Annotated in this window: 20 protein-coding genes; 7 read left to right on the top strand and 13 right to left on the bottom strand. The window is 40.7% G+C overall.

Features of this window, described 5'->3' with window-relative positions; translation table 11 throughout:
- Positions 1–51: 51 nt before the first annotated feature.
- Both L0657_RS10115 and L0657_RS10110 read right to left on the bottom strand, forming a co-directional pair.
- Complete coding sequence (locus L0657_RS10115; protein WP_235150497.1) at positions 52–3,168, bottom strand: efflux RND transporter permease subunit; 3,117 nt, start codon at positions 3,166–3,168, stop codon at positions 52–54.
- Positions 3,169–3,224: 56 nt separating this feature from the next.
- A complete protein-coding gene (locus tag L0657_RS10110; protein ID WP_235150496.1) occupies positions 3,225–4,292 on the bottom strand; it encodes an efflux RND transporter periplasmic adaptor subunit in 1,068 nt (355 codons plus the stop codon).
- Between the two features lie 327 nt (positions 4,293–4,619).
- Here L0657_RS10110 and L0657_RS10105 point away from each other — a divergent pair, with 327 nt between their 5' ends.
- From L0657_RS10105 to L0657_RS10095, 3 genes are read left to right on the top strand one after another with little or no spacing between them, the layout of a single operon-like run.
- On the top strand, positions 4,620–5,051 hold the full coding sequence (locus L0657_RS10105) for a hypothetical protein (protein ID WP_235150495.1): 432 nt from the start codon (positions 4,620–4,622) through the stop codon (positions 5,049–5,051).
- Positions 5,052–5,071: 20 nt separating this feature from the next.
- Positions 5,072–5,827 carry a hypothetical protein gene (locus tag L0657_RS10100; protein WP_235150494.1) on the top strand — a complete coding sequence of 252 codons (756 nt, stop codon included), beginning with the start codon at positions 5,072–5,074 and terminating at the stop codon, positions 5,825–5,827.
- A 4-nt stretch (positions 5,828–5,831) separates the two neighbouring features.
- Positions 5,832–6,470 (top strand): hypothetical protein, encoded by a 639-nt coding sequence (locus L0657_RS10095; protein ID WP_235150493.1) that lies wholly within the window; start codon positions 5,832–5,834, stop codon positions 6,468–6,470.
- 120 nt (positions 6,471–6,590) lie between these two features.
- Here L0657_RS10095 and L0657_RS10090 read toward each other — a convergent pair whose 3' ends face one another.
- From L0657_RS10090 to L0657_RS10070, 5 genes are all read right to left on the bottom strand, one after another.
- Complete coding sequence (locus tag L0657_RS10090) at positions 6,591–8,378, bottom strand: metallophosphoesterase family protein (protein ID WP_235150492.1); 1,788 nt, start codon at positions 8,376–8,378, stop codon at positions 6,591–6,593.
- Between the two features lie 17 nt (positions 8,379–8,395).
- Positions 8,396–9,757: a PhoPQ-activated pathogenicity-related family protein gene (locus L0657_RS10085; RefSeq protein ID WP_235151388.1), complete on the bottom strand. Its 1,362-nt coding sequence runs from the start codon at positions 9,755–9,757 to the stop codon at positions 8,396–8,398.
- Positions 9,758–9,908: 151 nt separating this feature from the next.
- On the bottom strand, positions 9,909–11,552 hold the full coding sequence (locus L0657_RS10080) for a SusD/RagB family nutrient-binding outer membrane lipoprotein (protein WP_235150491.1): 1,644 nt from the start codon (positions 11,550–11,552) through the stop codon (positions 9,909–9,911).
- Between the two features lie 33 nt (positions 11,553–11,585).
- Positions 11,586–15,014 carry a SusC/RagA family TonB-linked outer membrane protein gene (locus tag L0657_RS10075; protein WP_235150490.1) on the bottom strand — a complete coding sequence of 1,143 codons (3,429 nt, stop codon included), beginning with the start codon at positions 15,012–15,014 and terminating at the stop codon, positions 11,586–11,588.
- Positions 15,015–15,097: 83 nt separating this feature from the next.
- Complete coding sequence (locus tag L0657_RS10070) at positions 15,098–15,277, bottom strand: hypothetical protein (protein ID WP_235150489.1); 180 nt, start codon at positions 15,275–15,277, stop codon at positions 15,098–15,100.
- A 187-nt stretch (positions 15,278–15,464) separates the two neighbouring features.
- Between L0657_RS10070 and L0657_RS10065 the strand changes: the two genes are divergently transcribed.
- The 4 genes from L0657_RS10065 to L0657_RS10050 all read left to right on the top strand — a co-directional run bounded on the left by L0657_RS10065 (position 15,465) and on the right by L0657_RS10050 (position 19,463).
- Entirely contained in the window at positions 15,465–16,940 is a 1,476-nt protein-coding gene (locus tag L0657_RS10065; RefSeq protein ID WP_235150488.1) for a BamA/TamA family outer membrane protein, read from the top strand.
- 183 nt (positions 16,941–17,123) lie between these two features.
- Positions 17,124–17,717, top strand: a complete 594-nt coding sequence (locus tag L0657_RS10060) for a hypothetical protein (RefSeq protein ID WP_235150487.1) — start codon at positions 17,124–17,126, stop codon at positions 17,715–17,717.
- A 6-nt stretch (positions 17,718–17,723) separates the two neighbouring features.
- Positions 17,724–18,431, top strand: a complete 708-nt coding sequence (locus tag L0657_RS10055) for a peptidylprolyl isomerase (RefSeq protein WP_235150486.1) — start codon at positions 17,724–17,726, stop codon at positions 18,429–18,431.
- A 111-nt stretch (positions 18,432–18,542) separates the two neighbouring features.
- Positions 18,543–19,463 (top strand): NAD(P)-dependent oxidoreductase, encoded by a 921-nt coding sequence (locus L0657_RS10050; protein ID WP_235150485.1) that lies wholly within the window; start codon positions 18,543–18,545, stop codon positions 19,461–19,463.
- 37 nt (positions 19,464–19,500) lie between these two features.
- On the opposite strand, the gene L0657_RS10045 is transcribed toward L0657_RS10050, so the two are convergent.
- From L0657_RS10045 to L0657_RS10020, 6 genes are all read right to left on the bottom strand, one after another.
- Complete coding sequence (locus L0657_RS10045; RefSeq protein ID WP_235150484.1) at positions 19,501–20,571, bottom strand: isoaspartyl peptidase/L-asparaginase family protein; 1,071 nt, start codon at positions 20,569–20,571, stop codon at positions 19,501–19,503.
- Between the two features lie 218 nt (positions 20,572–20,789).
- On the bottom strand, positions 20,790–22,433 hold the full coding sequence (gene glgP / locus L0657_RS10040; protein WP_235150483.1) for an alpha-glucan family phosphorylase: 1,644 nt from the start codon (positions 22,431–22,433) through the stop codon (positions 20,790–20,792).
- A 29-nt stretch (positions 22,434–22,462) separates the two neighbouring features.
- A complete protein-coding gene (locus tag L0657_RS10035) occupies positions 22,463–23,524 on the bottom strand; it encodes a DUF3500 domain-containing protein (RefSeq protein ID WP_235150482.1) in 1,062 nt (353 codons plus the stop codon).
- Positions 23,525–23,627: 103 nt separating this feature from the next.
- Positions 23,628–24,407: a 3'(2'),5'-bisphosphate nucleotidase CysQ gene (gene cysQ, locus L0657_RS10030; protein WP_235150481.1), complete on the bottom strand. Its 780-nt coding sequence runs from the start codon at positions 24,405–24,407 to the stop codon at positions 23,628–23,630.
- A gap of 201 nt (positions 24,408–24,608) precedes the next feature.
- Positions 24,609–25,748, bottom strand: a complete 1,140-nt coding sequence (locus L0657_RS10025; RefSeq protein WP_235150480.1) for a hypothetical protein — start codon at positions 25,746–25,748, stop codon at positions 24,609–24,611.
- A 96-nt stretch (positions 25,749–25,844) separates the two neighbouring features.
- Entirely contained in the window at positions 25,845–26,411 is a 567-nt protein-coding gene (locus L0657_RS10020) for a hypothetical protein (protein WP_235150479.1), read from the bottom strand.
- Positions 26,412–26,460: the final 49 nt, after the last annotated feature.

Genomic DNA, 26,460 nt, shown 5'->3' with positions numbered 1-26,460 from the left:
TAACGAATTCTATTTCTAAATTCAAGCGCTGAAGGACTGACTTGGCATCAATTAAGCATGCGCCGCCTGCTCGTCCATTTCACTTTCCCGGGCTATTCTTTCAATCATCTTCATTTTATTCAGATCCTTTTCTCTGGACAGGAAAGTATACATAGCCGGAATAACATAGAGCGTCAAAACAAGAGAGAACAGTAATCCTCCCATAATTACAATACCCATTGACATCCGGCTTCTCCCTGCCGAACCGAGAGCCATGGCAATTGGCAATGCTCCTAATATTGTCGCTAAACTTGTCATTAAAATTGGCCGGAAACGCAAAGTCGCAGCTTCAAGTGCAGCTTCTCTTTTGCCCAAACCGGTTTCCCGTAACTGGTTTGCAAATTCTACGATCAGAATACCGTTTTTCGTTACTAAACCAATCAGCATGATCATTCCGATCTGGCTGAAAATATTTAAGGTTTGGTTGAAATACCACAAGGAAAACACCGCTCCACCTATGGCTAACGGCACAGTGATCATAATAATGAACGGGTCTACAAAACTTTCAAACTGTGCTGCCAAAATAAAATAAATCAACACCAGAGCCAGAAAAAAGGAGAACATGGTATTCGAAGAACTTTCGGCATAATCACGTGAAGATCCGCTTAACGAGGTTTGTATTGCCTCGTCTTTCAGCTTATCCCTAATTTTATCCATGGCCGCAATACCGTCTCCAATCGTTTTTCCGGGGGCTAAGGAAGCCTGCACCGTAGCACTCATATAACGGTTAAAGTGAAAAAGCTGCGGCGGACTGCTTTCTTCAACGGTCTTTACAATATTATCTAACTGAATCAAACTGCCGTTGCTGCTTCTCACAAACATACTTTTCAGATCAAGCGGCTCGTCGCGATTGATACGATCATATTGTCCGATTACCTGATACTGCCTTCCATTCATCGTAAAATAGCCAAAACGCTGTCCGGCAAAAGCGAACTGCATCGTTTGTGCAACATCCTGTACTGAAATTCCCAGTGACTTTGCTTTTTCCCGGTCGATCATAATCTGCAATTCCGGCTTGCTGAATTTCAGGTTGACATCAGTAATGGCGAACGTAGGATCATTCGACGCCTCTTCCATAAACCTGGGTAGATATTCGCGTAATTTTTCAAAATCCGGAGCCTGAATCACGTATTGAATCGGCAGACCACCTCGCGAATCCACAGCAATTGTCTGCTGCTGGACTACAAAGGATTTCGCGTCCGGGAAACGTTTTAATTGTTTTGTTACCAAATCCGCAATTTCCTGTTGAGATTCCTTACGCTCCATGCGGTCAGTCAGTGCAATCCGTCCGCTGCCTGTATTCGCAGCGCCAAGGCCGGAATTTCCCGGTGATGTGATCAACATTATCCCCTTTTTACCAGGCATTGAATCCGTCAGCATCTGGCTGATACTCTGTACATATTTATCAGTAAATTCGAATGACGAACCTTCGGGAGCAGTCATTTGGATACGAAACCAGTTACGGTCGTCCAAAGGTGCCAGTTCTGATTGAAGATCTTTTCCAAAAAACCAGATCATACCAAGTGTTAAGAAAATAAGCGGTATGGCAACCCATCTTATTTTTAAAAAAGAAGCAAGTGCTTCGCCATAACTATTGGTCATGTTGACAAAAAATGGCTCTGTTTTTTCATAAAACCAACTTTTCTTATGCGTTTTACGAACCAGATAAGCATTCAGCATTGGCGTAAGCGTAAGCGACACAAATGCGGAGACAAGAACAGCAGCGGAAATAACGATACCGAATTCCCGGAATAATTTCCCGACAAACCCCTGCATAAAAATTACCGGCAGGAAAACCGAGGCCAGCGTAATTGACGTAGAAAGAACAGCGAAAATGATTTCATTCGATCCTTTGATCGCCGCTTCAATCGGCCCCATACCCTCTTCTATTTTCTTAAAAATATTTTCGGTAACCACGATACCATCATCTACCACCAAACCAGTCGCCAAAACAATCGCCAGCAGCGTGAGTACGTTAATGGAAAAACCCATGATATACATGATAAAAAACGTCCCGATCAAGGAAACCGGAATATCAATTAATGGGCGGAAAGCGATAAGCCAGTCGCGGAAGAATAAGTAAATAATGATCACAACCAGAATAATCGCAATCAGTAAAGTTTCTCCAACCTCTTCAATCGAGCGTTTTACAAAAATAGTATTATCAATCAGCGTTCCGAGTTCATAATCTTTCGGAAGCTCTTTTTTAATTTCCGCCAACCGTTTGTTTACCTCCTCGGAAATATTAATATAATTCGCTCCCGGCATAGGCGAAATAGCCAGACCGATCATCGGTACGTTATCAAGTCTTAAAACAGTTTCTTCATTCTCAGGACCTAATTGAGCGTAACCAATATCCTTTAAATGAATCGTTTGCGTGGTTGTATTTTTAACGATCATATCATTAAAATCATCTTCCGTTCTGAAACGGCCAACCGTCTTTACTGTCAATTCCGTATTATCACCAGCCAGTTTTCCACTTGGCAGCTCCACATTTTCTTTGTCCAGAGCTGACTTTACATCTTGCGTTGTAACGCCAAGTGAAGCCATTTTTACTGGATCCATCCAGATCCGCATCGCATATTTTTTCTGACCAAATATGCGTATTTCGCTTACACCTTCAATGGTTTGCAGCCGCTGCGCTATCACATTTTCAGCATAATCACTTACTTCAAGATGTGATCTGGTATTACTTTTAAAGGTTAAAACAATGATCGGCTCCGAGTTTGCATCGGCTTTACTTACTACGGGCGGGCCGTCAATATCCAAAGGCAGCGTTCGTGACGCCGATCCGACCTTATCGCGCACATCATTGGCAGCGCGCTCCATATCGACACCAATATCAAATTCAACCGTGATCTGGCTTGTTCCCTGGCTGCTTGTCGAATTGATCGATTTAATCCCTTCGATACTATTCAGCTGTTTTTCAAGCGGTTCTGTTATTTGGGACTCGATAATATCCGCATTGGCACCGGTATAACTTGTACGAATGGAAACTACCGGCGGATCAATGGAGGGGAATTCCCTCATCCCCAGAAATTTATAACCAAGAAATCCGAAAAGTATGATGAGAAGATTCATCACAATGGCTAAAACCGGTCGCTTGATAGAGAGCGTAGAAATACTCATAGTTGATATTATTTGATGCGAATAAGCCGCAGAAGTATCTGAAATTGTCGGGCTAACTACCTGGCTTTGACCGGCGAACCGGGTTTCAAAGCCATAATTCCGGAAGTGATCAATGAATCACCTTGCTGTAAACCACCAAGTACCTGAATTTTTTTATCGGTACGCAAACCAGTCGTTACCATTCCTTCCTCTGCCTTACCATTTCTAACAATGAAAACTTTTTTTCCTTTTAACACAGGAACAATTGCTTCTGTCGGGATCATCACAGCTTTGTTATTTGCTGCGAGGTTGGCTTTAACTTTTACAAAAGTACCCGGCACAAATTTGCCAGCCGGATTTGAAGCAACTGCACGAATCCGCAATGTTCTCAGGCTTTCGTCAACCTTGGGATCCAATGCAATAACCCTGGCTGAGTGATTTACGTCATCTCCGTCCAAATTGAAGGTTACCGTACTTCCTACGCGAATGTTGGAAGTATACTTTTCCGGAACCGTAAAATCAATTTTGACCGGATTACTTTGAATAATAGTCACGATTGGCGTACCCGGAGCGAGATATGCACCTTCACTGATATTTTTCAATCCAATTCGTCCGTTAAATGGTGCACGGATTTCTGTTTTTTCAAGCTGTGATTCTATAACTTCTTTTTCTGCATCCAGCACCCGGATATTGTTTGAAGTGACATCGTATTCTTCCAGGTTTATTGCTTCCACTTTCAGCAGTTTCTGCTGACGGGTTTCTATTTTCCTGGCGAGTTCCTGATTATATTCAACTTTTTGAAGCTGCGCTTTTAAGTCGCGGTCATTAATCTTCGCGATCAACTGGCCTTTCGAAATCGATGAACCTTCCTGAATGTTAAGTTTTACGAGTCTGCCGGAGATTTCTGACATAAGTGTCACTTCTTCATTCGGCAGTATGGTTCCGGATGCAAAAATCTGATTATCGAGAGATTCCATACCAACGACATATACGCTGACAGGAATAGCAGCCGCATTTGCAGACTTCCCGCTTGATTTCCCACCTGAATTACCTGCGGACTTCTCGCTTTCAGATTTAGGAAACACATAAATTTTCCCTAAAACAAGAACGATCACGATTGTGCCAATCAAAATAACTGTGCGCATATTTGATAAAACTAAATTCTGTACAATTTGTATGTATATAAATTATATTTCCTGAATGCCGTATTTAAATATACTTCATATTGCACAAAGGGACAAAAGGAAGGTTTTATACTTTCCGATTTGTCAAAATGTAAATAGATAAATTCAATAAATAGACAAGTCTAGGCATCGGGTTAAATTTATCGAGATAATATTCTTCGGATACTTTCCAGCCTATAATGTTTTATTATTCAATGAGCAATTATTTTATATTATTTAATCGCTTATTCCAACTATTGATTGGATTTTTAAGTCTATCAGACATAGTAGAAGCAAATCCCGAACGCAATGAAAAAACTCATTTTCCTGATTGCCCTGATTGGGCTCAACAGTTGTAAAGAAGGGCGTATTGTTGATAATCCTCTTTCACAAACGATGGATTTGCCAGGGTTTACTATCAACGCATCGCGCGACTGGAAACATTACGTCAGACAGGGTATAGATTCACGAGTAGGAATCATAACAAATGAAGCTGATACTTTACACTATGACTATGGTTGGTATTCCTATAATTTTGACGATATCACAACCGCAACACACAACAAGGAAAATATTATCATTGACGGGCACGCTGCACTTCTTGTAAAACCTAAAACTTCAGGCAAAGGAGTTATTGGCTTTTATGCAAAAATCGATGACATGAATCGATTGTCTCTGACTGGAAGAAGCAAGAACGAAGCAGAGATAATTTCTATATTTAAATCCGTCAAATTTAAATAACCAGCCTAACTTAACTTTCCATGAATGTTTTATCCCTGAAAACTAGAATTTTCACTATTTCATTAATTATCCTCACCGCACTTAACAGCACATTTGGCCAAGTCCGTCATAATGACCTGATCATCAAAAAAGACAGCACCAAAATTGAGGGTAAAATTCTGGTTGTCGAAGAACGGATTGTACAGTATAAAAAAGCCAGTGACCCGAATGGACCAACGTTCCATATCCTTAAATCAGATATCGCCATTATCAATTATGGGAACGGCGAAACACAGACATTTCCTTCCCAACCAAATGTTTTATTAGACAATAATACCGGTACGGTGATTTACTACCCAACCAATCCGTGGATTCAAAGAGATTTCGTTGACAATCTGAGCATTTGGCGTCCGCAAGATTTGAAAGGCGCGTACCGATTTTATCAGGACAGATCCAAATCTTCAAAAGCTGCTGCAATCATCTTTGGTGTGTTAGGCGGCGCAGCTTCTATAACCGGGATTGCCCTGGTCATCAGCGGTAGCCGGAAAGATCCTTATGGCTATCGCTACAATAGCATAAACAGGGACATTGGCATTCCTTTAATTGTTAGCGGTGCCATAACCGGGCTTGTTGTAGGTATCGCTGGCACTGCAACTTCTAAAAAATACAGCAGAAATATGATCCTTATCGAAGAAGAGCTGATTAAACGAAAAGAACCAATTTCTAATGTTAAAATCTGTCCTGGCTATAATCCCTTTAACAGAAGCGGCTCATTGTCTATTTCTCTAAATTTCTGATTGTATGCATTTCAAAAGTTGTATAAAATCGAATTTTACCTTCATGGTATTAATTGCGATTGCTAGTTTTCCAGCCATAGGTCAGCAAAGAAATGCAGATAGAATTGTTACGGTAAAAAAAGACACACTAACCGTTAACATTCTGGAAGTGGGGCTTACTGAAATAAAGTATAAAGAAGCAGACAACGGGATAATCCGTTTGATGTCAAAAGCGCAAATTTTGAAGGTATTTTATGGAAATGGAGAAACAGAAGAATTCCTGAATTTTGCGCAATATCAGGATAAAACAATACCTGATCAAACGGATTTAAAATATTACAAAATGGTTGTGGCAACGCCATTTCAAAAATCGATAGCGCAATGGCCAGATCAGAAATTGTTTGCAGAACAGAAACGCTATCAGAATATTTCCGGTACCACACTATTTTTGGGTATTACTTCCATTGTCACTGGTTCTGTACTGTTTGGCCATGGAATTGCCACCATTTTTAATTCCGACCAAGCTCATGAATTTTTGAGGGGCGGGATATTTACAGGAACGCTTGGAATTCCATTGCTAGCATTTCAGAACAAGTTTAAAAAGAAAAGAAAGTTTATCAGCATGGAAATCGAGCGACGAAGTTTTCGACAAGGACTGCCATGATTAATAATTCTTTACGAGCAGATTTTAGTCTTATTGTTGACTGAAACAATTCGGCACTAACTAACCAAAATACAATAAAGACAAAATTCCCTTTGTCTTTATTGTATTGTAATAATCAGGTTACTTAACTATCTCAAAAGCATCCTTCACAACACCATCAGGATTCAGACATTTATATGTCAACTTGTTTCCTTTCATCGAAATGTGTTGATATAGTGGGCCATCCGGATATCTTTTTACTGCGTAGTCTTCTGCCGGCCATTCTGGCTGTTTGCCAGGAATACTTATCGACATCGTGTAAATCGTACCTTTTGCAGGTGAATTCATTGATTTCCCATTATTCATTGGTTTGGTTCTGAGATAATAGTGCATGTGCCCGCTCATAACCATATCCACATGATATTTATCAAACAATGTACACCACTCCCTGCGGATTTCATCGTAAGGCTCTACAAAATTGTACGGAGGAAAATGAAAAAAAACGAATTTCCATTTCGCTTTTGAAGTTTTAAGTTTTTGTTCAAGCCAGGCCGTCTGTGCAGGTACCGAAAGCGTCGCATCGATCATGACAAACAGTGCATTCTGATAATTGAAAGCATAAGTCATTTCTTTTGGCAAGCCGTTAGGACCATTTTCTGGTAGGCTAAACATATTTTGATACATTTCAGCGCCTAATCCGTCCTGGCTATCATGATTTCCCGGTATTGGCATTAGCGGTTTATATCGAAAAACTTCGCCGGAATGTTGCCACAGTTCATCCCATTCATCCCGGTGCAGACCCGTGCTTACAATATCTCCCGCAATATTAAAGAACGAAATTTCAGGATGTCGTTTCAATGACTTTTGAGCCATGTCACCCCAGATCTCAGACTTGTGTGTATCGCCAAACCAAATGAATGAAAATCCATTATTAGATAAATCTTCTGTTGTAAAACCAGAAACATCTGACCATACTCCATTTTCAGATCCAACCTTGTAATTATAAACAGTCCCTGGTTTAAGTTTTTTGAGCTTCGAAGTATGACGAAAAATATATCGGTCATTTTGCAGTAGTCTGTCCTCCATTTTTTCCGAAGAGGCTTCGATCAACAGTGTATCTTTCTCATTTTCATTCCAATATTTAACCATACCGCCAGCGGTAGTGCCATTTGTCCGCCATTGAATATCCATGGTCGTTTTGGGATCATCACTTATCGTGAGCAAAATCTGATCCGGTTTTGTCGACGAAGGTGTTATAGTTTTACGAAAAGCATCGACCAGGTGAGCCTCCCGCGCTCGTCCACGAACGGTTGTAAAAAGAATCTGCCCGTCCAGCTCGGCCGGTACTTCTGTCAAAACCAAACCGTCCCAGTCATGGTAGGTAAACGCACCCTTTTTCATAACCGACAATGGAAAGTCTGACGGATAAACGTGCATTACTTTTAGCTCCTCGCTCTTCTTCTGCGGTGCAACACTTATAAAATAGACAGGACGATGTTTGTCAAAACCATTTATCCCAAGTTCAACTTTCCCCTGCTCAAAATCTTTTTGCCAAACCTCGTAATCATATTCTTCATTTTTTACGATCAAACCTGTTTTCTTAAAGCCGCTCTCTTTAATCCAAAAAGGAATTTCCAACTGTTTGGTATGCCTCATCAGTGATACAGTAACTGGAACATTTACATCGAATGTCCAGAATTTGGTCGCCAGTGTGCGCTTTTCGTCATTCGTTAAAAAATTGAGAATAAAACGATCATTGATAGCGTCAAGCTGTTGAACAGTAAGATCTTGATATAGTCTTGTTACAACATGATCAATCACGTTCTTCACCGTATCGGAATTTGCAGTTTGATACCTTACTGCCGAACAGCAAATAAAAATCAGCAGGATTGAACCTGTCAAATTATTAAGGTTAAAATTTAGCTTCATTTTAAATATTAATTTTTTCAAAGCAGTTCTTTACTGTTTGTTAGAAATACGCGGGTGCTTTCAGTATATGTCCCGCCGTTTTTATCCTTGTATTTTAAATCAATATAAAATGCACGAAAACCGCTGGCAGGAAATGCCTGGCTCACTTTAACCTTGCCTTGATTTTTGATTCCCAGACTTTTTCCAGTCCATTTGTCATCACGAATATCCTGATCTTTCGAATCCGCCGACCATAAAATCACATCAACCAAGGGATCCGCCGAGGCATTTACAGAAAGGTTGACGCCCTTTTTATCAATCGATTGTGTCCATTCACAAACCGGATATGGCGTCCCCGTAAGCGTATTACCGAAAAATGCCCCCAAGGCTTCCAATGCCTGTTTTCCACCGCCGAGGTCATGCCCGGCATTTGGTACATAGTGAAGCATATTATTCCCGGGAATCTCTTTTAAATAATTTTTGATGTTGTCTACAACCCAGTATTCGTCATTGGTTCCCATCACGATTAATTTCGGCATTGTAAGTTTTGAACGGTAGGAATAAGGGTCGATCATGGTGGTAATCGCAGAACCGTCCGGCGTGTTGCTGTTTTGAGGTATCCCCAGTTTTACATAATCCTCGATCTGGACGCTGTAATCTCCCCAGGATTTAATCTGATAATCCAGACTTACCGGCATGTTCAGGATATCAATTACCATCGGTGCAATCGCTGCGACTCTTTTGTCATTCGCACCCGTGAGCCAGGTTGTCCATCCTCTTTTTGAAGCGCCGGAAACTACAAATCTATTTATATCATGTTTCAATTTCTGCTTAGAAAATTCCTGAACCACATCCATTGCACGCACAGCACTTTTCACCATTGGGAAAAGCAGCGGCCATGTATAGTCTTTATCTTTTTTGAAATTGTGTAAGGTGTAAGAAATCAAAGCATCCTCGGTAAGATCACCGAAAAATGGTTGATTGGGTGTTTGTTTTAATAATGCTACAATGGCCTGATTTTGTTTGGCAACATTACTTAAAGAGACGAGTAAATTGTCGTCCCGCTTGTTGCTCCAATTGGGAAGTCCTTCCTTATTGGACCCGCCGGTAATAAACAAGAGGGCTCCATCATAATTATTTTTCTTTGGAACGATGATTGTCAATTGATGCGTCCATGTAAATTCCCGCCATTTTTGAGAGGTAACGAGCAGGTTGTAAAATGTATTTTCATCTTGTAAGAAAGTCTCTTTAATCTCCCATTTCAAAGATTTATCTCCATTGTCAAGATATTTTTGAAGCGCATTTTCTGGTTTTATCTGCTCCTGCGCTTTCACGCTCACGCCAAACAAAAAAGAAAAAATCAGTATATTAAAAATCAGTTTTGGAATATTACTTTTCATCATGCAGAGGTTAATTGATAAGTCAGTATGGTTGTTTTTTTCAAAAGCTGAGGTTGATCATTTAGAACGATTACAGCAGTCGCCATTTTAAAAAGCAAAAACGGGCGACAATGATCGGCCCGTTTTTGCTTAAACTAGAATTGCATCAGGACTACCAAGGCTTATTGGTACCCTGAATCAGCCATTGCTTCGACCAGGGACTATTTTCCTTATCTGCTTGCGAGAAACTGGTAATCTGTAATTTGCTTAAAGCCTGTTCTGCATTGACTTTGTTGATATTTATCTCATTACGCATATAGTAGAACCGCACAGGCAAAACTTGTCTCTTCGCAGCAGGGCCAGCTTTCAATTCAGGCAAACCTGTTCTTCTGTAATCAAACCACGCTTCTGTGGCCGCTGTCCAGCTTGCAATCCACTTTTGTTCGATCACTTGCTTCAACGTATTATCAAAAACAACACCCGGTTGCGCCATATAAGTTGCGTAAGAACTGGCAACGGTCCAGGTATTGAAAGAAGCTTTGATAGCTTCCTCATAATGTGTTTTCGCACTTCCCGCTGACCAACCTTTCAACGCAGCTTCGGAAAGAATAAAATGAACTTCCGCGGCAGAAATCAGGCGTACTCTTAACAACGGCCCTTTGGCGAATTTGTAAATATTATTTAAAAATGAAACGTGCGGGTTATAAGATGTTTGCCCCGGAGTCGGATTTAGATTATAGGCCGACGGCAGTGCTGAAAAACTTGGTGGCAATCCGACATATTCCGGATCTGTATCGATTTGCGCGCTTCCCACTTTATCGGGAGAAAGCATTCTTTTTCCATTCACAATTTTATCCGTTCCTGCAGGAAGCGTCGCATCAACGACCAACGGAACCTGAACTTTATTTGCCCATATCGCAAGTCTCGGATCTTTCAGTGCCTGAAGTTTTTCTACGAAAGTTGCACACATTTTTAATCTTCTGTAATTACTTCCGCTGGCATCAATAACTGTATCAGCAGGCCAGGAATCACCTTCGCTATTTCCGGCAAAACCCATCGTGGCATCGTCTGTGTTTACCGAAATGATCGGATATTTATCAGCACTCGCTGCTATTTTTTCAATTCCTGCTTTTGCAATGTCAGGTTGTTTAGCAGAAATACGCATGTAATATCTTAAAAGCAGCGAATTGGCCATTTTTCTCCATTTTACAGGATCACCGCTGTAATAAACGTCGACATTATCAACAATACCGGAATACTCACTTTTTGATTTTGACAACAAGGTATTTGCTTTTTCAAGATCGGCAATGATGCCTGCATAAATTACCGACTGGTCATCAAAAACAGGTTTGATATCAGCAGTACTTCCCAGTTCACCTTTTAACGCATTGGTATAAGGAGCGTCGCCCCACAAATCCGTGATCAGGCCGAACATAAACGATTTCATGACCAGCGCAACGCCCTGGTGAAATTCCAGTTTCATCTCGACAGCTCTGTTATAAAGCAAATCGTTATTTCTTAAAACGTCATAGTAACGGTTCCAGCTTTGGTCGCCGCCCCAATCATAATCATTGTGTCCGCTTGACCAAGCGTCCTTCTGCGTATGCTGTACAACGCCGGCAATATCCTGATAACCAAGTTCTACATAAGTCCTGGCCGCTTCGGTCAAGACCGTTGGCATAATAAGATTTGGGTTTACCGATTCAGGTCCAACTCCATTCGGATTCTCGTTCAATTCCGTCAGATCCTTACAAGAAAATGTAAGCCCGCAGAAAAGTAAGGAGAACGCTATTATTTTTTTGCTAATAAGTTTCATATTGATATTTTTAAAACAATTGTGTTTTGATTATCAGAAAGTTAGTCCAAGTTTAAAACCAACAGGTATAACCCATGGCGTCACATTGTACCGTTCAATTCCCTGACGGAACTGCGTTCCTGCCTGCGCAGATGATTCCTGCTGGAACGCCGTTTCAGGATCAATACCAATTTTGGCTTTTGTCCATAACATAATGTTACGGCTGTATACCGAAACGTTGGCAGCCTGGACTCCGATCTTTTTCACAAAACTGGCTGGAAGATCATATCCAAGAGAAACCTCACGTAGTTTAATAAACGACGCGTCAAAAGTTGCCGCGCGCATAAAACTCCATGGATAATTATCGCCATAAGGAATATATTTCGTGTCTTTTCCGCCAAGGTTTTCAGTGTAACCTGTAATATTTCCGCCCTCGTCATACGTTGCGATCACACCCGGATTGAATACTGCATAATTGTAGGTATTCCCTCCATATTCGTAAGGAAATCCACCATATTCAGCGGTCGGGCCACCGACGATTGGAAAACGGTTGCCGCTGATTTTTATATACTTGTCAGGATCAGAAGTCAGCATATTGGCAAGGGCATCTCCTGAAAGTCCGTTCGGGTTTATCAACTGATCCAGGAATCTCTCAGACCGCAAATCTGACTCAGCATAACGGTAAGTCTGAGAAACAAAATTTCCGCCATTTCTCCAGTCGAAGGTCATGTTCAAGCTAAATCCTTTGTAAGTAAGTGATGTTTGCATACCCAGTATAAAATCAGGATTAAAATTTCCGATCTTGTTTCGGGTGTTTGAGTAACTCACACTTTGCCACGAACCATCACTGTCGAGGATCGGATATCCGAAATATTTTGAAGATTTATCCGTAACAGTGACAACTTCTGCATCATACAAATCTCCGATTTGTTCGCCCACATATGTTCGTGCACCACCTTTGGCGTCTGCCCACAAATCGTAAAATTCCAATCCGTCAGACAATTCTTTGATTGTAGTCCGGTTACGCGACCAGTTGGCCGTTATATCCCAGCGCCATCCGTTTTTATCCAAAGGTGTTCCTCCCAGCGAAAGCTCAACGCCCTTACTTACCAACAAACCTGCATTGATGTTTTTAGAAGTAAATCCACTCGATCCCGGCAAGGTTGTCGGAATGATCTGATTTCTGTTTTCAACCTGATAATATGTTCCGGCAAAACGTAATTTATTATGGAACATATTCAAATCCACACCTGCTTCATAAGACGTTGCTATTTCCGGTTTCAGATCAGGAAGCAAAATCTTACCTGATTTTGACAGACGCGGAACTCCGTCCCACGCACCGGCATTCTCCAATGTTGCAAACAAACTATAAGGATTGGTATCCTTTCCAACTTGCGCTGCACCACCTCTTAATTTAAACAAGCTGATCTGTTCAGAGACAGGAATCATTTCGTTTAACAAAATACTAAGTGACGCGGACGGATAAAAATAGGAACGGTTTTCTTTCGGAAGCGTGCTTGACCAATCGTTACGCGCTGTAACGTCAAGGAAAATCATATCGCGGTAACCGAAGTTCGCCAGACCATATACGCTGAAAACAGCTTTTTCAGAAAAATAACTATCATAGCGAAGATTTGCAGGAGCAATGTTAGCGATCGTAAACAACCCGGGAATGATAAGACCGGCACCGTTTTTCGTAGCGTTATTGACATCTGTATTTGTTTGGTAACGTGTATTTCCCCCGGCTGAAAAAGATAAACTAAAATCACTGATATCTCTTTTATAAGTAGCGAGGAAATCCGCATTACGCTCGAACCGCTTCAAATCAATAATACCATATCCGCCTCTTGAATCATTGGTATAACTATTTCCGATTTTTGTCTCCCGCTGCTCATTGTAAGTATCCAGAGCATACCGGGCCATCAAACTTAAATGCGGAGTGATTTGCAAATCAGCTTTAAGGTTTCCAAAAACACGATCACGGACAAAGCTGTTGTTTACCTCATAAGCTAAAAAGTATGGGTTATTGTAATCGCCCTGCGCCTGGGATAATTGCTGTAAACCTTCCTGTCCGGGAACCCAATAATTTTTCAGGTCCCGAATGTCAATATGCGGAGAAACTGCGTAAGCCCATTGCAAAGGATTCGTTCCGCGGTTTCCCGATGGACGGTTATTCGAATTGTTTCTGCTAAAATCAAGGTTTGTACTGATCGTCAGTTTTTTACTTGCTTTCAGCGAAGTACTCACGTTCAAAGAATTACGAAACAAATCAGAATTCGGGACGATACCGCGATTGGTCATATTGGAATAAGAAAGGCGATAAGTAATCGATTCCGTATTGTTCGCAATAGAAACGCCGTTTGTCGTGGTAATCCCAGTTTGGACAAAATTCTTCACATTGTTAGGATGTGATACCAGTTCCGTCGCGACTGGATTTCCATCTGCATCAAGCGGGCTGTTCCATTGAATTGCCTTATAACCTTTATCCAGTTCCGGGCCCACGCCTCCTGCCGAACCTTCATCTATCTGCAAAACTCCGCCCGGATATGGATTATTATCAGGTGTAAAAGGTAAAATCCCGGTTGCAAATTTTGAATGCATTTTCAAAAAACGATAAGGCTTATCAAACACAGTATTTGAAGTTATAGACACCGTCATTTTCTTCGCTTTGCTGCCACTTTTTGTTGTAATCAAGACAACACCGCTACCGGCTCTTGATCCATAAAGCGCTGCGGCACTTGGGCCTTTCAGAATCGAAACACTTTCAACATCGTCCGGGTTAATGCTTGAAATCGCATTTCCGTAATCGACACGGTTATCATTACCAACCTGGCTGATGTTGTTTAGTGTGTTCGCTATCGGCACACCATCCACCACAAATAACGGCTGATTATCACCGCTCAGCGAAGTTGCCCCGCGAATAATCATACTGACAGAAGAGCCTGTTCCGCCTGTTGCACTGATCGAAACGCCCGGAACTTTTCCTGATAAGGAATTAAGAATGTTTTCCTGGGCAACTCTACTGATTTCTTTTCCATCAACCTGGCCGACTGAATAGCCAAGCGAGCGCTTTTCACGATTTAAACCTAGTGCTGTCACGACATGTTCCTGCAACGTTTCTGATCCCTCTTTTAGGGCAACATTAATCACAGATTCATTCCCGACAGAAATTTCCTGATTTTCAAAGCCAATAAAAGAGAACACCAAAACAGGATTTTTGGCTTCATCAATAGATATGGAATACATACCGGATGCATCAGAAGTTGTTCCTATCTGCGACCCTTTTAAAATGATGTTGACTCCCGGTATGGCTGTTCCATCGTTCGATGAAGTTACGCGACCTGAAATCGTCCGGGCCAATTTTGTCGTTTTTGACAACGCGGCTGGCTTTTCTGCGGCTACAACCGAAGCTCCAAATCCAACCGTCATCAGGAGGATAAGCAAACATCGGAATGATGATAAAATAATTGTTTTTGTGTTCATTTTACAAGAGAGTAATTGTTAAAAACATAGATTGTAGATTTAGACAGAACTTTTGACTTCATGCATTTTTCTTTACTTTCCTTTTATTCATGCTCATCCCTGTTTTCTCTCAGGAGCTGATTAAAATAAATTTCAAGAGCATCGGAATATTTTTGCTTTTCATTTTCATTACTTATACCGGCTAATAGTTCGGTCAATTCATCCCCGGAAAGCTTGTTAGCGATCAGTTTATTAATCAAATCTTCGGCACGGGATGGTGTCATATGATCGCCTGTTAGTCTTGTGATATGATACTCGCGTCGTCAAAAAACAGACTATCATTTGTCTTGGTTTTTTAATTATTAACAATTACATAACATTCGGTAGCTGACCGGCTTGCAGAAGAAAACCGTTAGTTTATTTAAGGCAGAAGCACTGTTCCAAATGATTTAGGCGTATTTTTGACAAAATATGAAGCAGACCAAAATTAAAGATCGTTTCAAAACAGAACATGGAAAGAGCAGAATGAAGGGAACCCTACGCTATCAGGATATTTACTTTATATTTTTATTTACACTTCTTTCTACGGCATTGCACGCTCAGATTCCTGCGGATAGCATACCGCAGGTTATTTTGGGAGATATCATCGTGGAAGGCAATCACCACACACGAACCAATATTATCACAAGAGAACTTGTCATTAAGTCCGGCGACACCATACCGACAAGTTTACTCGCTGAGACACTGGAAATTGACCGAAGAAAAGTGGTTAATACCAATTTGTTCATAACGGTAGAAATGATCCCCGAGGCAAATGCAGATTCTATCCGTACCAATATCAGAATCTTGGTCAAAGAGCGCTGGTATTTTATTGCAACGCCGGTTTTTCAGCTGGCAGACAGGAATTTCAACGAATGGTGGTATGACAGGAACCGCGACCTGAGCAGAATTATTTACGGTGTTTATATGAGCTACGGTAATGTTACCGGGAGGGCTGACAAATTAAGGGTCCTGGCTGAATTTGGTTTTATTCCAAAATTTGAGGTGACGTATTCCTTACCTTATCTTGATAAAGCACAAAAAACGGGTATTACAGTAGGCGCTTCTTATTCAACAAATAAAACGATGGCTTTTCGGACCTGGCGGGATAAGTTGAGCTATCTGAATAGTGAGGATATCAACAAAAAACGTTTTTATACCTTCGTCTCTCTAACACGAAGGAATAAATATTATACCTTTCATTCGCTGGATTTACGATGGAGTTCGACGCAGATTTCGGATACCATTGCTATCTTAAATCCAAATTATTTACTAAAAAGCAGAACAGATCAAAAGTATTTTCAGCTGACATATTCATTCAGTTACGACAAGCGGGATAATTTTCAATATCCTTTGAGAGGAAAAGTAGGCGGCGTTCAGTTTTCAAAGATTGGTTTATTACCTTCTGATAATATAAATCAGGCATACGTGTATGCATCCTACAAGCAGTTTTTCCAATTAAGCGAGCGATTTTTTGCCAATTCCGGTATCCGGGCAAGAACTTCTATACCGCAGCGACAGCCTTATCTCCAGACCATCGGACTGGGATATCGCAACGATCTTGTGCGCGGATATGAATTGTATGTAATAGACGGCCAAAGTTACGGGTTGCTGAAAAATGAGTTGAAATACAAAATATTTTCTACCCAGAAAACAATACCGTGGATTCCAATTCGTCAGTTTAACACCATTCCGCTCGCTGCTTACCTGAATACTTTCGCAGATGCTGCTTATGTTAAAAACAGCTATCCTGAGTTAAGTAACACCAGATTGGGGAATAAATTTATCTATGGCGCAGGTGCCGGCTTGGACGTTGTCACTTTTTATAACATCGTCGCACGTTTTAACCTCACCATCAACGGAAAAGGTGAACGTCGTTTTTTCTTCAACATAGGCAGAGAGTTTTAATGCTCTCAAAAAGCTGTGTAACATTTTCCTGATATTCCATTTTCGATTATTTCAGAATCAAACGGCATAAAATTTTAGTTTCCCCAGGTAAAATCCGACAAACATTTTGGTATAAATGATGGCGGCTTTGAAAAAAGATATTGATTATAGTTAGATTTGCGGTATATATTCTTTTAGCGAAACATGACATACTCTAACACACTTAGAAACATTTTTGTACTAATTCTTCTGGCCGTTACGCTTCAAAATTGTAATACCAAGACAAAAGATGAAGAAGAGACACCCAAACAAGATTCATCTTCCGTTGTAAAGGCTGCGCCGGAAGAACTTAACAGTGACCAATCGGCATTGCTCCAGGAAGTGCTTGGCACATCGACAGACGGCGTTTTTCGCAGTATTTCTTTCGGCGATCCGCTGAGCAAAGTTAAGGCTACTGAAACGTATGAAATGTTTGAAGATGCGGCTGACCATGTAGGTTTTACCAAAGAAACTGAAAAGCTGGAAACGATTGATATCCAGTATTTTATTACTTCCGACAAAAAGGTAAATAAAATTATGGTAGATGTATACCTGAACAGTCCTGATGCAACAAAACAACTATGGAACGCTGCAAAAGGACATTTCACCGAACTTTACGAAACTCCGAAAGAAAAAGATAAAACCGTATCCTGGTTTAAAAACTCCGTGCATGTGACGATGGAAGATGTGTCGGAGGGGAAAGATTATGGCCTGAAATTTCAATTCACGCCTGATAAAAATGTACTTGCCGTTAAATAATTGAAAATGAAATTGAATCGACTAACGTTATTGACCGTTTTCTGTCTGCTTGCTTTAAACACACTTGCCCAGAAAAAATCCAAAAAAGATTACCTTGTTACGATTGATACAGATCAGGGAAAAATGCGGGTGATACTCTATGACGAGACGCCCAAACACAAGGAAAACTTTATTAAACTTTCAAAAGACAAGTTTTACAACGACCTTCTTTTTCATAGGGTTATTAAAGATTTTATGATTCAGGGTGGTGATCCTGATTCGAAAAATGCTAAGGCAGATGACGTTTTGGGAAGAGGCGAAAACGGATATAAAATTCCGGAAGAAATCAGACCAAATCTTTTTCATCGGAAGGGAGCATTAGCCGCAGCACGGGATAATAATCCTAAAAAAGAATCAAGCGGTTGCCAGTTTTATATCGTGGAAGGTAGAAAATGGAGCAAAAATGAGCTGGATAAGCAAGCTGCCCGTGCAGCCAGAAAAATTACTGATGCTCAGAGAAAGGTTTACGAAACAGAAGGTGGAACGCCTCACCTGGATGGCGCATATACGGTTTTCGGTCAGGTTATTGATGGAATGGAAGTTGTGGATGCGATAAGTGCAAAGCCGAAAGACGAGCGCGACAGACCGGATAAAGACATAAAAATGAAGGTCACTGTCAAAAAGATGAAGAAGAAAAAAATCACTAAAAAATATGGTTACGTTTTTGCAAGTTAGATTTTGATGCGCTGACAAAACGGAATAAAGCTGTTTCCCGACCTGGGAGACAGCTTTATTTTTTAGATTTTTATATTCTATATTGCACCAGACAAACATCGTTACATTTTCATGGCAGCTGATTCCAATAAAAGACGCTTTCTTATCACGGGTTCAAACGGACTTCTAGGGCAAAAACTCGTTGAATTACTAATTCAGGATTCTTCCATAAAAACGATAGCAACAGCGCGTGGAGAGAACCGGTTACCATTCACAGATTCTTACGAATATTATGGAATGGATATTACGGATCCCTTGCAAATTGAACAGGTTATTTCGGAGATAAAGCCCGACGTCGTCATTCATACCGCTGCTATGACAAATGTGGATCAATGTGAGATGGAAAAAGATGCGTGTTGGAAACAGAATGTTAATGCGGTGGAATTTCTGGTTGAAGCATGCAAAAAACATGATATTTTCCTTGTCCACGTATCCACCGATTTTATTTTTGACGGAAAAGCAGGGCCTTATAATGAAGAAGCGGATCCAAACCCGATCAGTTTTTATGGATGGAGTAAGTATGCAGCAGAAAAAGTTGTCATCAATTCAGATATAAAATGGGCCATTGCACGAACTGTCCTGGTATACGGGATTGCCCATGATATGAGCCGTAGCAACATTATCCTCTGGGTGAAAAAGTCTCTTGAAGAAGGCAAAAATATAAAAGTAGTAACCGATCAGTTCAGAACGCCGACCCTTGCCGAGGATTTAGCCCAAGGCTGTTTTCTGATTGCAGATCAGAAGGCGGAAGGTATTTTTAACATTTCCGGAAAAGAGCTTTATACACCTTATGAAATGGCGATCATAGCCGCTGATTATTTTGGTCTGGACAAATCTTTGATTTCTCAAACGGATGCGTCAGCATTTACCCAACCCGCTAAAAGACCGCCACGAACTGGCTTTGATCTGACAAAATCAGAAAAAATCCTGGGTTACAAACCGCATACGTTCCGGGAAGGAATAGCCATTCTTGCAAAACAAATCGGCGCCTAATCGCCCACAGCGGCTAACACCGACTTGCATATCGGTGTTAGCGCTTCTCGTCTTTATAAATCATCACCTCACTTTTCCCTTCTTTAATATAACCACGATACATGCCTTCACTATTGAAAGGCATTGCAATATTTCCATTTCGATCCAAAGCAATCACACCACCTTCACCACCACGACCCACCAATTTTTTCATAACAACTTCATCAGCAGCATCTTTGACTAACAAACCTTTGTACTCCATCAACGAAGAAATATCATAGGCGACAACAGATCGGATAAAAAACTCACCATGTCCCGTAGCAGAAACAGCACAAGTAGCATTGTTGGCATATGTGCCCGCACCTATTATGGGCGCATCTCCCACTCGACCATATTTTTTGTTGGTCATTCCACCTGTTGAAGTTCCCGCCGCTAGATTTCCAAATTTATCAAGCGCAACACAACCAACAGTTCCAAACTTTTTCCCTTCCGTAAAAATCAGATCTTCGTCTTTTTGGTAACCTGTTTTAGGAGCTTTTTTTATTTCCTCTTTTGTCTTTTCTGTATGATCCAATTCTACTTTTTCCTCTTTTATCGCTTTCTGCAATGCTTTGTAACGCGCTTCTGTATAAAAATAGGATGGATCAACAATTTCTAATCCCTGTTCTTTCGCAAACTGATCCGCACCTTTTCCAGCCATCAGCACATGCGGAGATTTTTCCATCACAGCAATCGCGCCCTTGATCGGATTTTTGATTGTCGTAACACCAGCCATTGACCCGGCCATCAAATTATTGCCTTCCATAATTGCTGCGTCCATTTCATTCTTGCCTTCATGTGTAAAAACTGCACCTTTTCCGGCATTGAACAACGGCGAATTTTCCATGACCATAATCGCAGCTTCAACAGCTTGCAGACTTGTTCCACCTTTTTTTAAAATAGCATATCCGTTTTGAAGCGCCGTATCGAGCACTTCTCTATATGCTTTTTCTTTTTCAGGCGTCATGTTAGCCCTGGTTATTGTTCCGGCTCCTCCGTGAATAACCAAAGTTATTTTGTCGGAATAATCCTGAGCAAAAGCAGTTGGAATAATGAATAGTGTTAAAATTAGGCTGTAAATAGTTTTCATTCAGGAGTGTAGTTTTGATTTTTGACTTTATCAAATCTACTAACTATCACTTGGATTCAATATGTTGATATTACTTTTTTTGTTTGGCTTTGAAGTAGGTTAATGCTTTTGACAACCGCCTTTCACGCAAAGCAGGTAAGTAAAAAAAGCAAAGAGCGCAAAGGATAAAATTTGCGCTCTTTGCTTTACTTTTCCACTTTGCGTGAAACCCTGACTTCTTAGTATAGCTTCTCATAATATTCACGAGCCATGCGATCCGAGTTAAATTCTTCGCTGACGTCGTTCATACTGTTCAATATCAATCGCTGCCATTCTTTCTGATCTTTATAATATGTCGGAAGAACCTTGTTTTCAATCACTTCGAAAAGATTATCGCAGTCTATTTTGTTGATATCATCGCCTTCGGCAACCGGCAGAATAAAAGAATTTTCTTCATTTTTGGCAAATTCACAAATCCATCCGTCAAATGTGGAAACGTTCAGCGAAGCATTCATCGCAGCCGTCATTCCACTAGTTCCCGATGCTTCGCGGGTTACGATCGGCGTATTCAACCACACATCTGAACCATCTTTCATCAACTTTGAAAGTTCAAGTTCATAACCTGTCAAGACCGCCATGTTTGGAAAATAGTGACTTAGATAAAATAGATGGTTGAAAGTGTTAATCGCACCTTCGTCTTTTGGATAAGGTTTCCCGGCCCAGATTATTTGAATCGGATAATCAGTATTTTCGAGTAATTTTTTAAATCGCTCAACATCCCAGGTCAGAATGTCCGGACGTTTATAAGCGGCAAACCGGCGGGCCCAAACGATCGTCAGCACATTGGGATCAAAAATCCTTCCACATTGATCGGCCACTGTTTTGAAAAGCGTCGTTTTCAAAACTTTTTTTCGCTCTGAAATTGCCTTGGAATCTTTTTCGAGTCTGGCTTTTTCCAGAACTGGATCCACCCAATAAGTGTTATTCTGGGCGTTTGTAATATGAGTTATTTCACAAATTCCAGGATAAATCTTCCACATGTTCCTCGACACTTCACCATGCAATTTCGAAACACCATTGGCTTTCCTGCTTAATCGTAACGCTGCAAGGGAATGATTAAAAGTATCGTCCTCAATACCCGTAATTTTCCTTATTACATCCATTTTCAGACCAGAAAAGAAACCTAGTCCCTCAAGGAAATTGATGTCATGTTTTTCATTCCCCGCTTCCTCCGGCGTATGAGTCGTGAATACCATCCGTTTCTTCAATTCCGGCAGTTTTTTATATTTCTGATATAAATAAAAAGCCGCAGAAATGGCGTGAGCTTCGTTGAAATGATAAACATCCGGCTGATATTTCAGCTCGTCCAGTAATTTCGCGCCACCTATTCCTAAAACCATACATTGCGCCACTTTCATCGTAACATCTGAATCGTAAAGCGAATAAGAAATCGCCCTTGTCGCTTCGTCGTTTCCATCGGTATCGGTGGTTAGGAAAAACATAGGTGCAGTTTTGAAAACTTCCGGCGCAAGATAATAAGCTCTCACCCACACATCTTTCCCTAAAATCGGTATTGAAAAATGAATTCCGGTGTCTTGCAAAAAGTGATAAATCTTCTCATGAAACTGAGGTTCCATGCTGTTATCCTTTTTTCTTCCCTGGTCATAATATCCATATTTCCAGAGCATTCCTACGCCTGCAAGATTCTGATTTAAGGCATAAACGCTCTTCATATGCGACCCTGCCAGAAAACCCAAACCGCCTGAATAAGTCTTTAAAGCTTGATCCAGAGCGAATTCCATGGAGAAATAAACGACTGATTTTGAATAATTTTTATCCGCTTGGAACGGATGTTTAAAAGGCACAGAAAATGGCTGCTTCATCGAAGAATGATTAAAATGAAAGATATTTTCTAATGATTGGCGTGCATCTTTTGATAATGCGATCGCAGTAAGTCTTCACCGAAGTCGTTGGTTAAATCTCTTACAACGGTGTGAATGTGGTTACCGTTATTCTGGGTATTGTCCAGCTCGATCAGGATTGACGGTCCCTGTATCCGATAATAGTACCCGGCACCTTCCGCAATTCTCGGCTCCTTGTCTCCCATCCAAGCAAAATGTATGCCATTCAGCCCGGATTCCTTTAATTTAACCATTTGTTGATCTTTCAAAGTCACGTGATACCGATCCAGATATACAGCAATAAGTCCAAGAAAAAGCGTCTTTTGCGTGGCGGACATATCGTTCATGGCTATACCTTCTGGTTTCAGGTTAACAAGATTACTTCGTTTATTCGAAGACAGAATTTCCCAGGGCGCCTTTTCAGACAGGATTACCTGCTTGTTTTGTTCCGGCGAAAAAGATTGCAATAATGCAAACGCAACATCCTGCTCCTCCTTTAGAATTCGCTTGCCTTTTTGAGGAACATCAGCTAAGACTTTGCCGGGGTTAGAACCGAAAAAACCAGGAGTAAAAGTTATTTTTTCGCCGACAATCGTAAAATGCAGTGAAATATGATGCCCTTCCATTCGCCATCCCCAGGGTGCTTTCTGACCCGGCAATCCGAAAATCAGGAACGAATAACTTTCAGGGTCGCGGTATGTGTCTGTGGATGATTTATTTTCAATAACCCGAAGCACATTTTCCATATCTACGATATCCGTTATCTTTTTATAACCTTCCACACTCAAAACAGATTTTACCATCGCAAACGCTTTCGCTCTCTGGCTTTCGTTCATGTTTTTCAGGGTTAATCCCTTTCTGGACCTCGGCACATAGTTCCAGTCGAAACGGAGGGAATCGTCAAAACCGACACACGCATCTTTCTTTTTTCCAGCGTCGAGACTATTTATAAAATCCTGAACATTTGACGTCATTTTAGCCAAAACGACTTTATCCTGCGCTACTGCATTTTTTGAAGTTAGAAGTATCAAAAACAACAATCCGAAATGGAAAAACCTGAAAGTACTCTTCATAACGTTTGTTGATTTTGAATTGTTTAAATTAAAAAGAGCAGACTTTTCCGATTATACTGAGCCAGGTTAACTGCTCTTTATTACCGGTCATTCTATCTGCGTCTTAATCCCGCAAAGTCAAATATTGCGCGCTGCAAATAAAACTTCCATTGAGTAGCGAAGGCTTGTTATATAAAAACGGCTCACCTGACAGCGTGGTCATCTGTCCGCCGCTTAACGTAAGAATTGCCTGCCCGGCAGCAGTATCCCATTCCATTGTTGGACCATGACGACAATAAATATGCGCCAGTCCTTCCGCAACAAGACAAAATTTTAAAGAGCTGCCAATGGCGACATTTTTAACGACCGGATACCGTGCAAGTACTTCATTTTCAAAATCAGATGCATGAGACCGACTACCAACAGAAATCCAGTCTATACTATTTTTATCTACTTTGATTGAAGATTTCACGCCTTCCGAGTCAATTTTCCAACCGCCCGTTTCCTGATTTGCATAATACATGGTGTTGGTCACCGGAATATATATTATTCCTAAAACTGGAATCCGATCCTGGATCAGCGCTATATTAATCGTAAATTCTCCGTTACAGCTTATAAATTCTTTGGTGCCATCCAGCGGGTCAACACACCAGAAATGTTTCCATTGTTTCCTTTCTTCGTAAGTAATATCTCCACCTTCCTCAGATAATATTGGAATGTCAGGAGAGAATATTTTTAATCTACTAACAATCAGATCGTTTGAAGCCTGGTCTGCCAAAGTAAGCGGCGATTGGTCAGATTTGAGTTTTACTTCTCCAAATTTATTCTGATCATTATATACATCCAAAACGACTTTTCCGGCATCTCTTGCGATTGATAGTAGTTCTTCTATTTCCAGTTGCATAAAAATCTAAATTGTAAATTCGCAAGATTAATATGCAAATAATAAAGTTAAAAGTAAAATTTCAATTGTTGAATCCGAAAAATAATCTCACACTTCACCATTTGCGCAACTAATCCTATTATCCTGCATGAAAGGCTTAAATAAAAAGTACCTGCCGGAATGGTTTATCCGACAGGTACTTAATTTTACTCTTATATTTTCTTACTTACCAAACAACCTCGCCCAGAAACCTTTGGCCTTGGTTTTGGTTTCTTCATAAGTTTCTGATGCCGTCGCTTTTAATTCTTCCAGTTCCTCCGCTGCTTTTGCTTTAAGCTCCGCAGCCTTAACTTGCGCCTCTGCCAGTTTTTCAGCGGCAATCTCTTTTGCATCCTCCAATTTCTCGGAAGCCAGCTCTTTCGCATCCGCAAATCTTTCAGTGGCATCCTCTTTCAGGTTAGCAAATTTTTCAGTTGCCTCCTCTTTAAGATCTGCAAATTTATCAGCGGCTTCTTCTTTCAAATGATCCGCTCTGCCTGATAAGTCAGAAATAATTTCCTCTGCCTTCACCCTCCCGGCTGCAATATTTAACTCAACTTCATTTTGCAGTTGCTCCACTTTTCCCGAGAAGCCAGATTTCACTTCTTCTACTTTCTCAGCAGTCGCCGCCTTCACTTCTTCAGCTTTTTCAACAACTTCCTCTTTTACTTCTGCAACTTTCTCCTCAGCGATTTCGGCTTTATCGGAAGCTTCTGCTTTCAATTCTTCTACCTTATCCTCCGCGTCAGCTTTTACATCAGCAACTTCCATTTTTATGTCCTCTACTTTTTCTGCCGCTATTTCCTGTACCTCATCCACTTTTTCAGCAGCAGCGTCTTTTACGTCAGTAAAAGTCTCTTTGACTTCTTCAAGTTTTTCTTCTCCGTCAGCTTTTAATTCATCCGCTTTATAGATCGCTTCAGCCTTCAAATCGGCTGCTTCCGCTTTTAATTCTTCAACTTTTCCGGATGCTATATGCTGATATTCCTCTGCTTTATCCGAAGCTTCTTTTTTCAATACTAACGCCTCCGCTTTTACCTCATCTATTTTTTCCGAAGCAATTTCCTGGTATTCGTTAGCTTTGTCAGCTGCTTCTTCTTTCAATTCTACCGCACTTTCCTTAACCTCCTCAACTTTGTAAGAAGTTTCATCTTTTACTTCTTCAAACTTTGTTTCAGCTACAATCTCCACATCATCCTTAATCTCCGAAATTCCTTCGGCAGCTTCATCTTTAACTTCTATCGATTTGTCTTTAATGTCTTCGATTTTTTTATCCAATGTCTCGTCTGCATTGGTTGGTTTAGGATTCTCATTGTCTGCCATATCAGTGGATGATGTTTGGTTGAATGGATTGAAAAGGTTCGACACGTAAGCTACAAAGGACTTACCAACCTTCCAAGCAACAAGCAGACCTTTTTATCAGGATAACCTTCTAATGATCAATTTTTTAACGATTTCATAAAAGATGTCCGGTTGAAGCGTCCGCCAGTTATCGAGTTGTAATGTCCCGCCAAAATTCAGATAATAATCAAGCCTGAAACGTTTCCATTCTTCCTCGACGTGATCTCTGAAATTCACCGCAGCAATCCAGCCGTCTTCAACATCATCAAACCATTCAGCATAATAGTCGTCTTCTGCGCCATGAAAATTCATGACATTTTCACCTAACAGGATAAATTGATTAATTCCCTCGTCAATTAAAGGATCAACGACCTGACGTTTGAAATACATAATGTCATTATGCAGTGTATCATTCCACTCACCAAAAAGTTCGATGATCACATAATGTTTGTTATAATCTGCATAAAGAATTTTGACGTAAAGCGTCTCAGAACCGATATGGTCCCAAAGCGGATGAATGTAATATCCATATATCGCATTTTCGTAATAATCAAGATTGTAGGTCCGGCCATAAAATGGAGATTTTCGATCACGGCTGGCAACATAATGTTTTTCCCAATTGTAATAAGGCTCTATTTCCTGCATGTTTCTTTTTCGTTCAATGAAGTAAGTTCAGGAATTAATCCTTTGAATT

It is taken from the genome of Dyadobacter sp. CY345 (genome assembly GCF_021502725.1).
Classification (GTDB): domain Bacteria; phylum Bacteroidota; class Bacteroidia; order Cytophagales; family Spirosomataceae; genus Dyadobacter.
The sequence above is the reverse complement of the archived record's forward strand: the minus strand, read 5'-3'. Positions and strand labels throughout refer to the sequence as shown.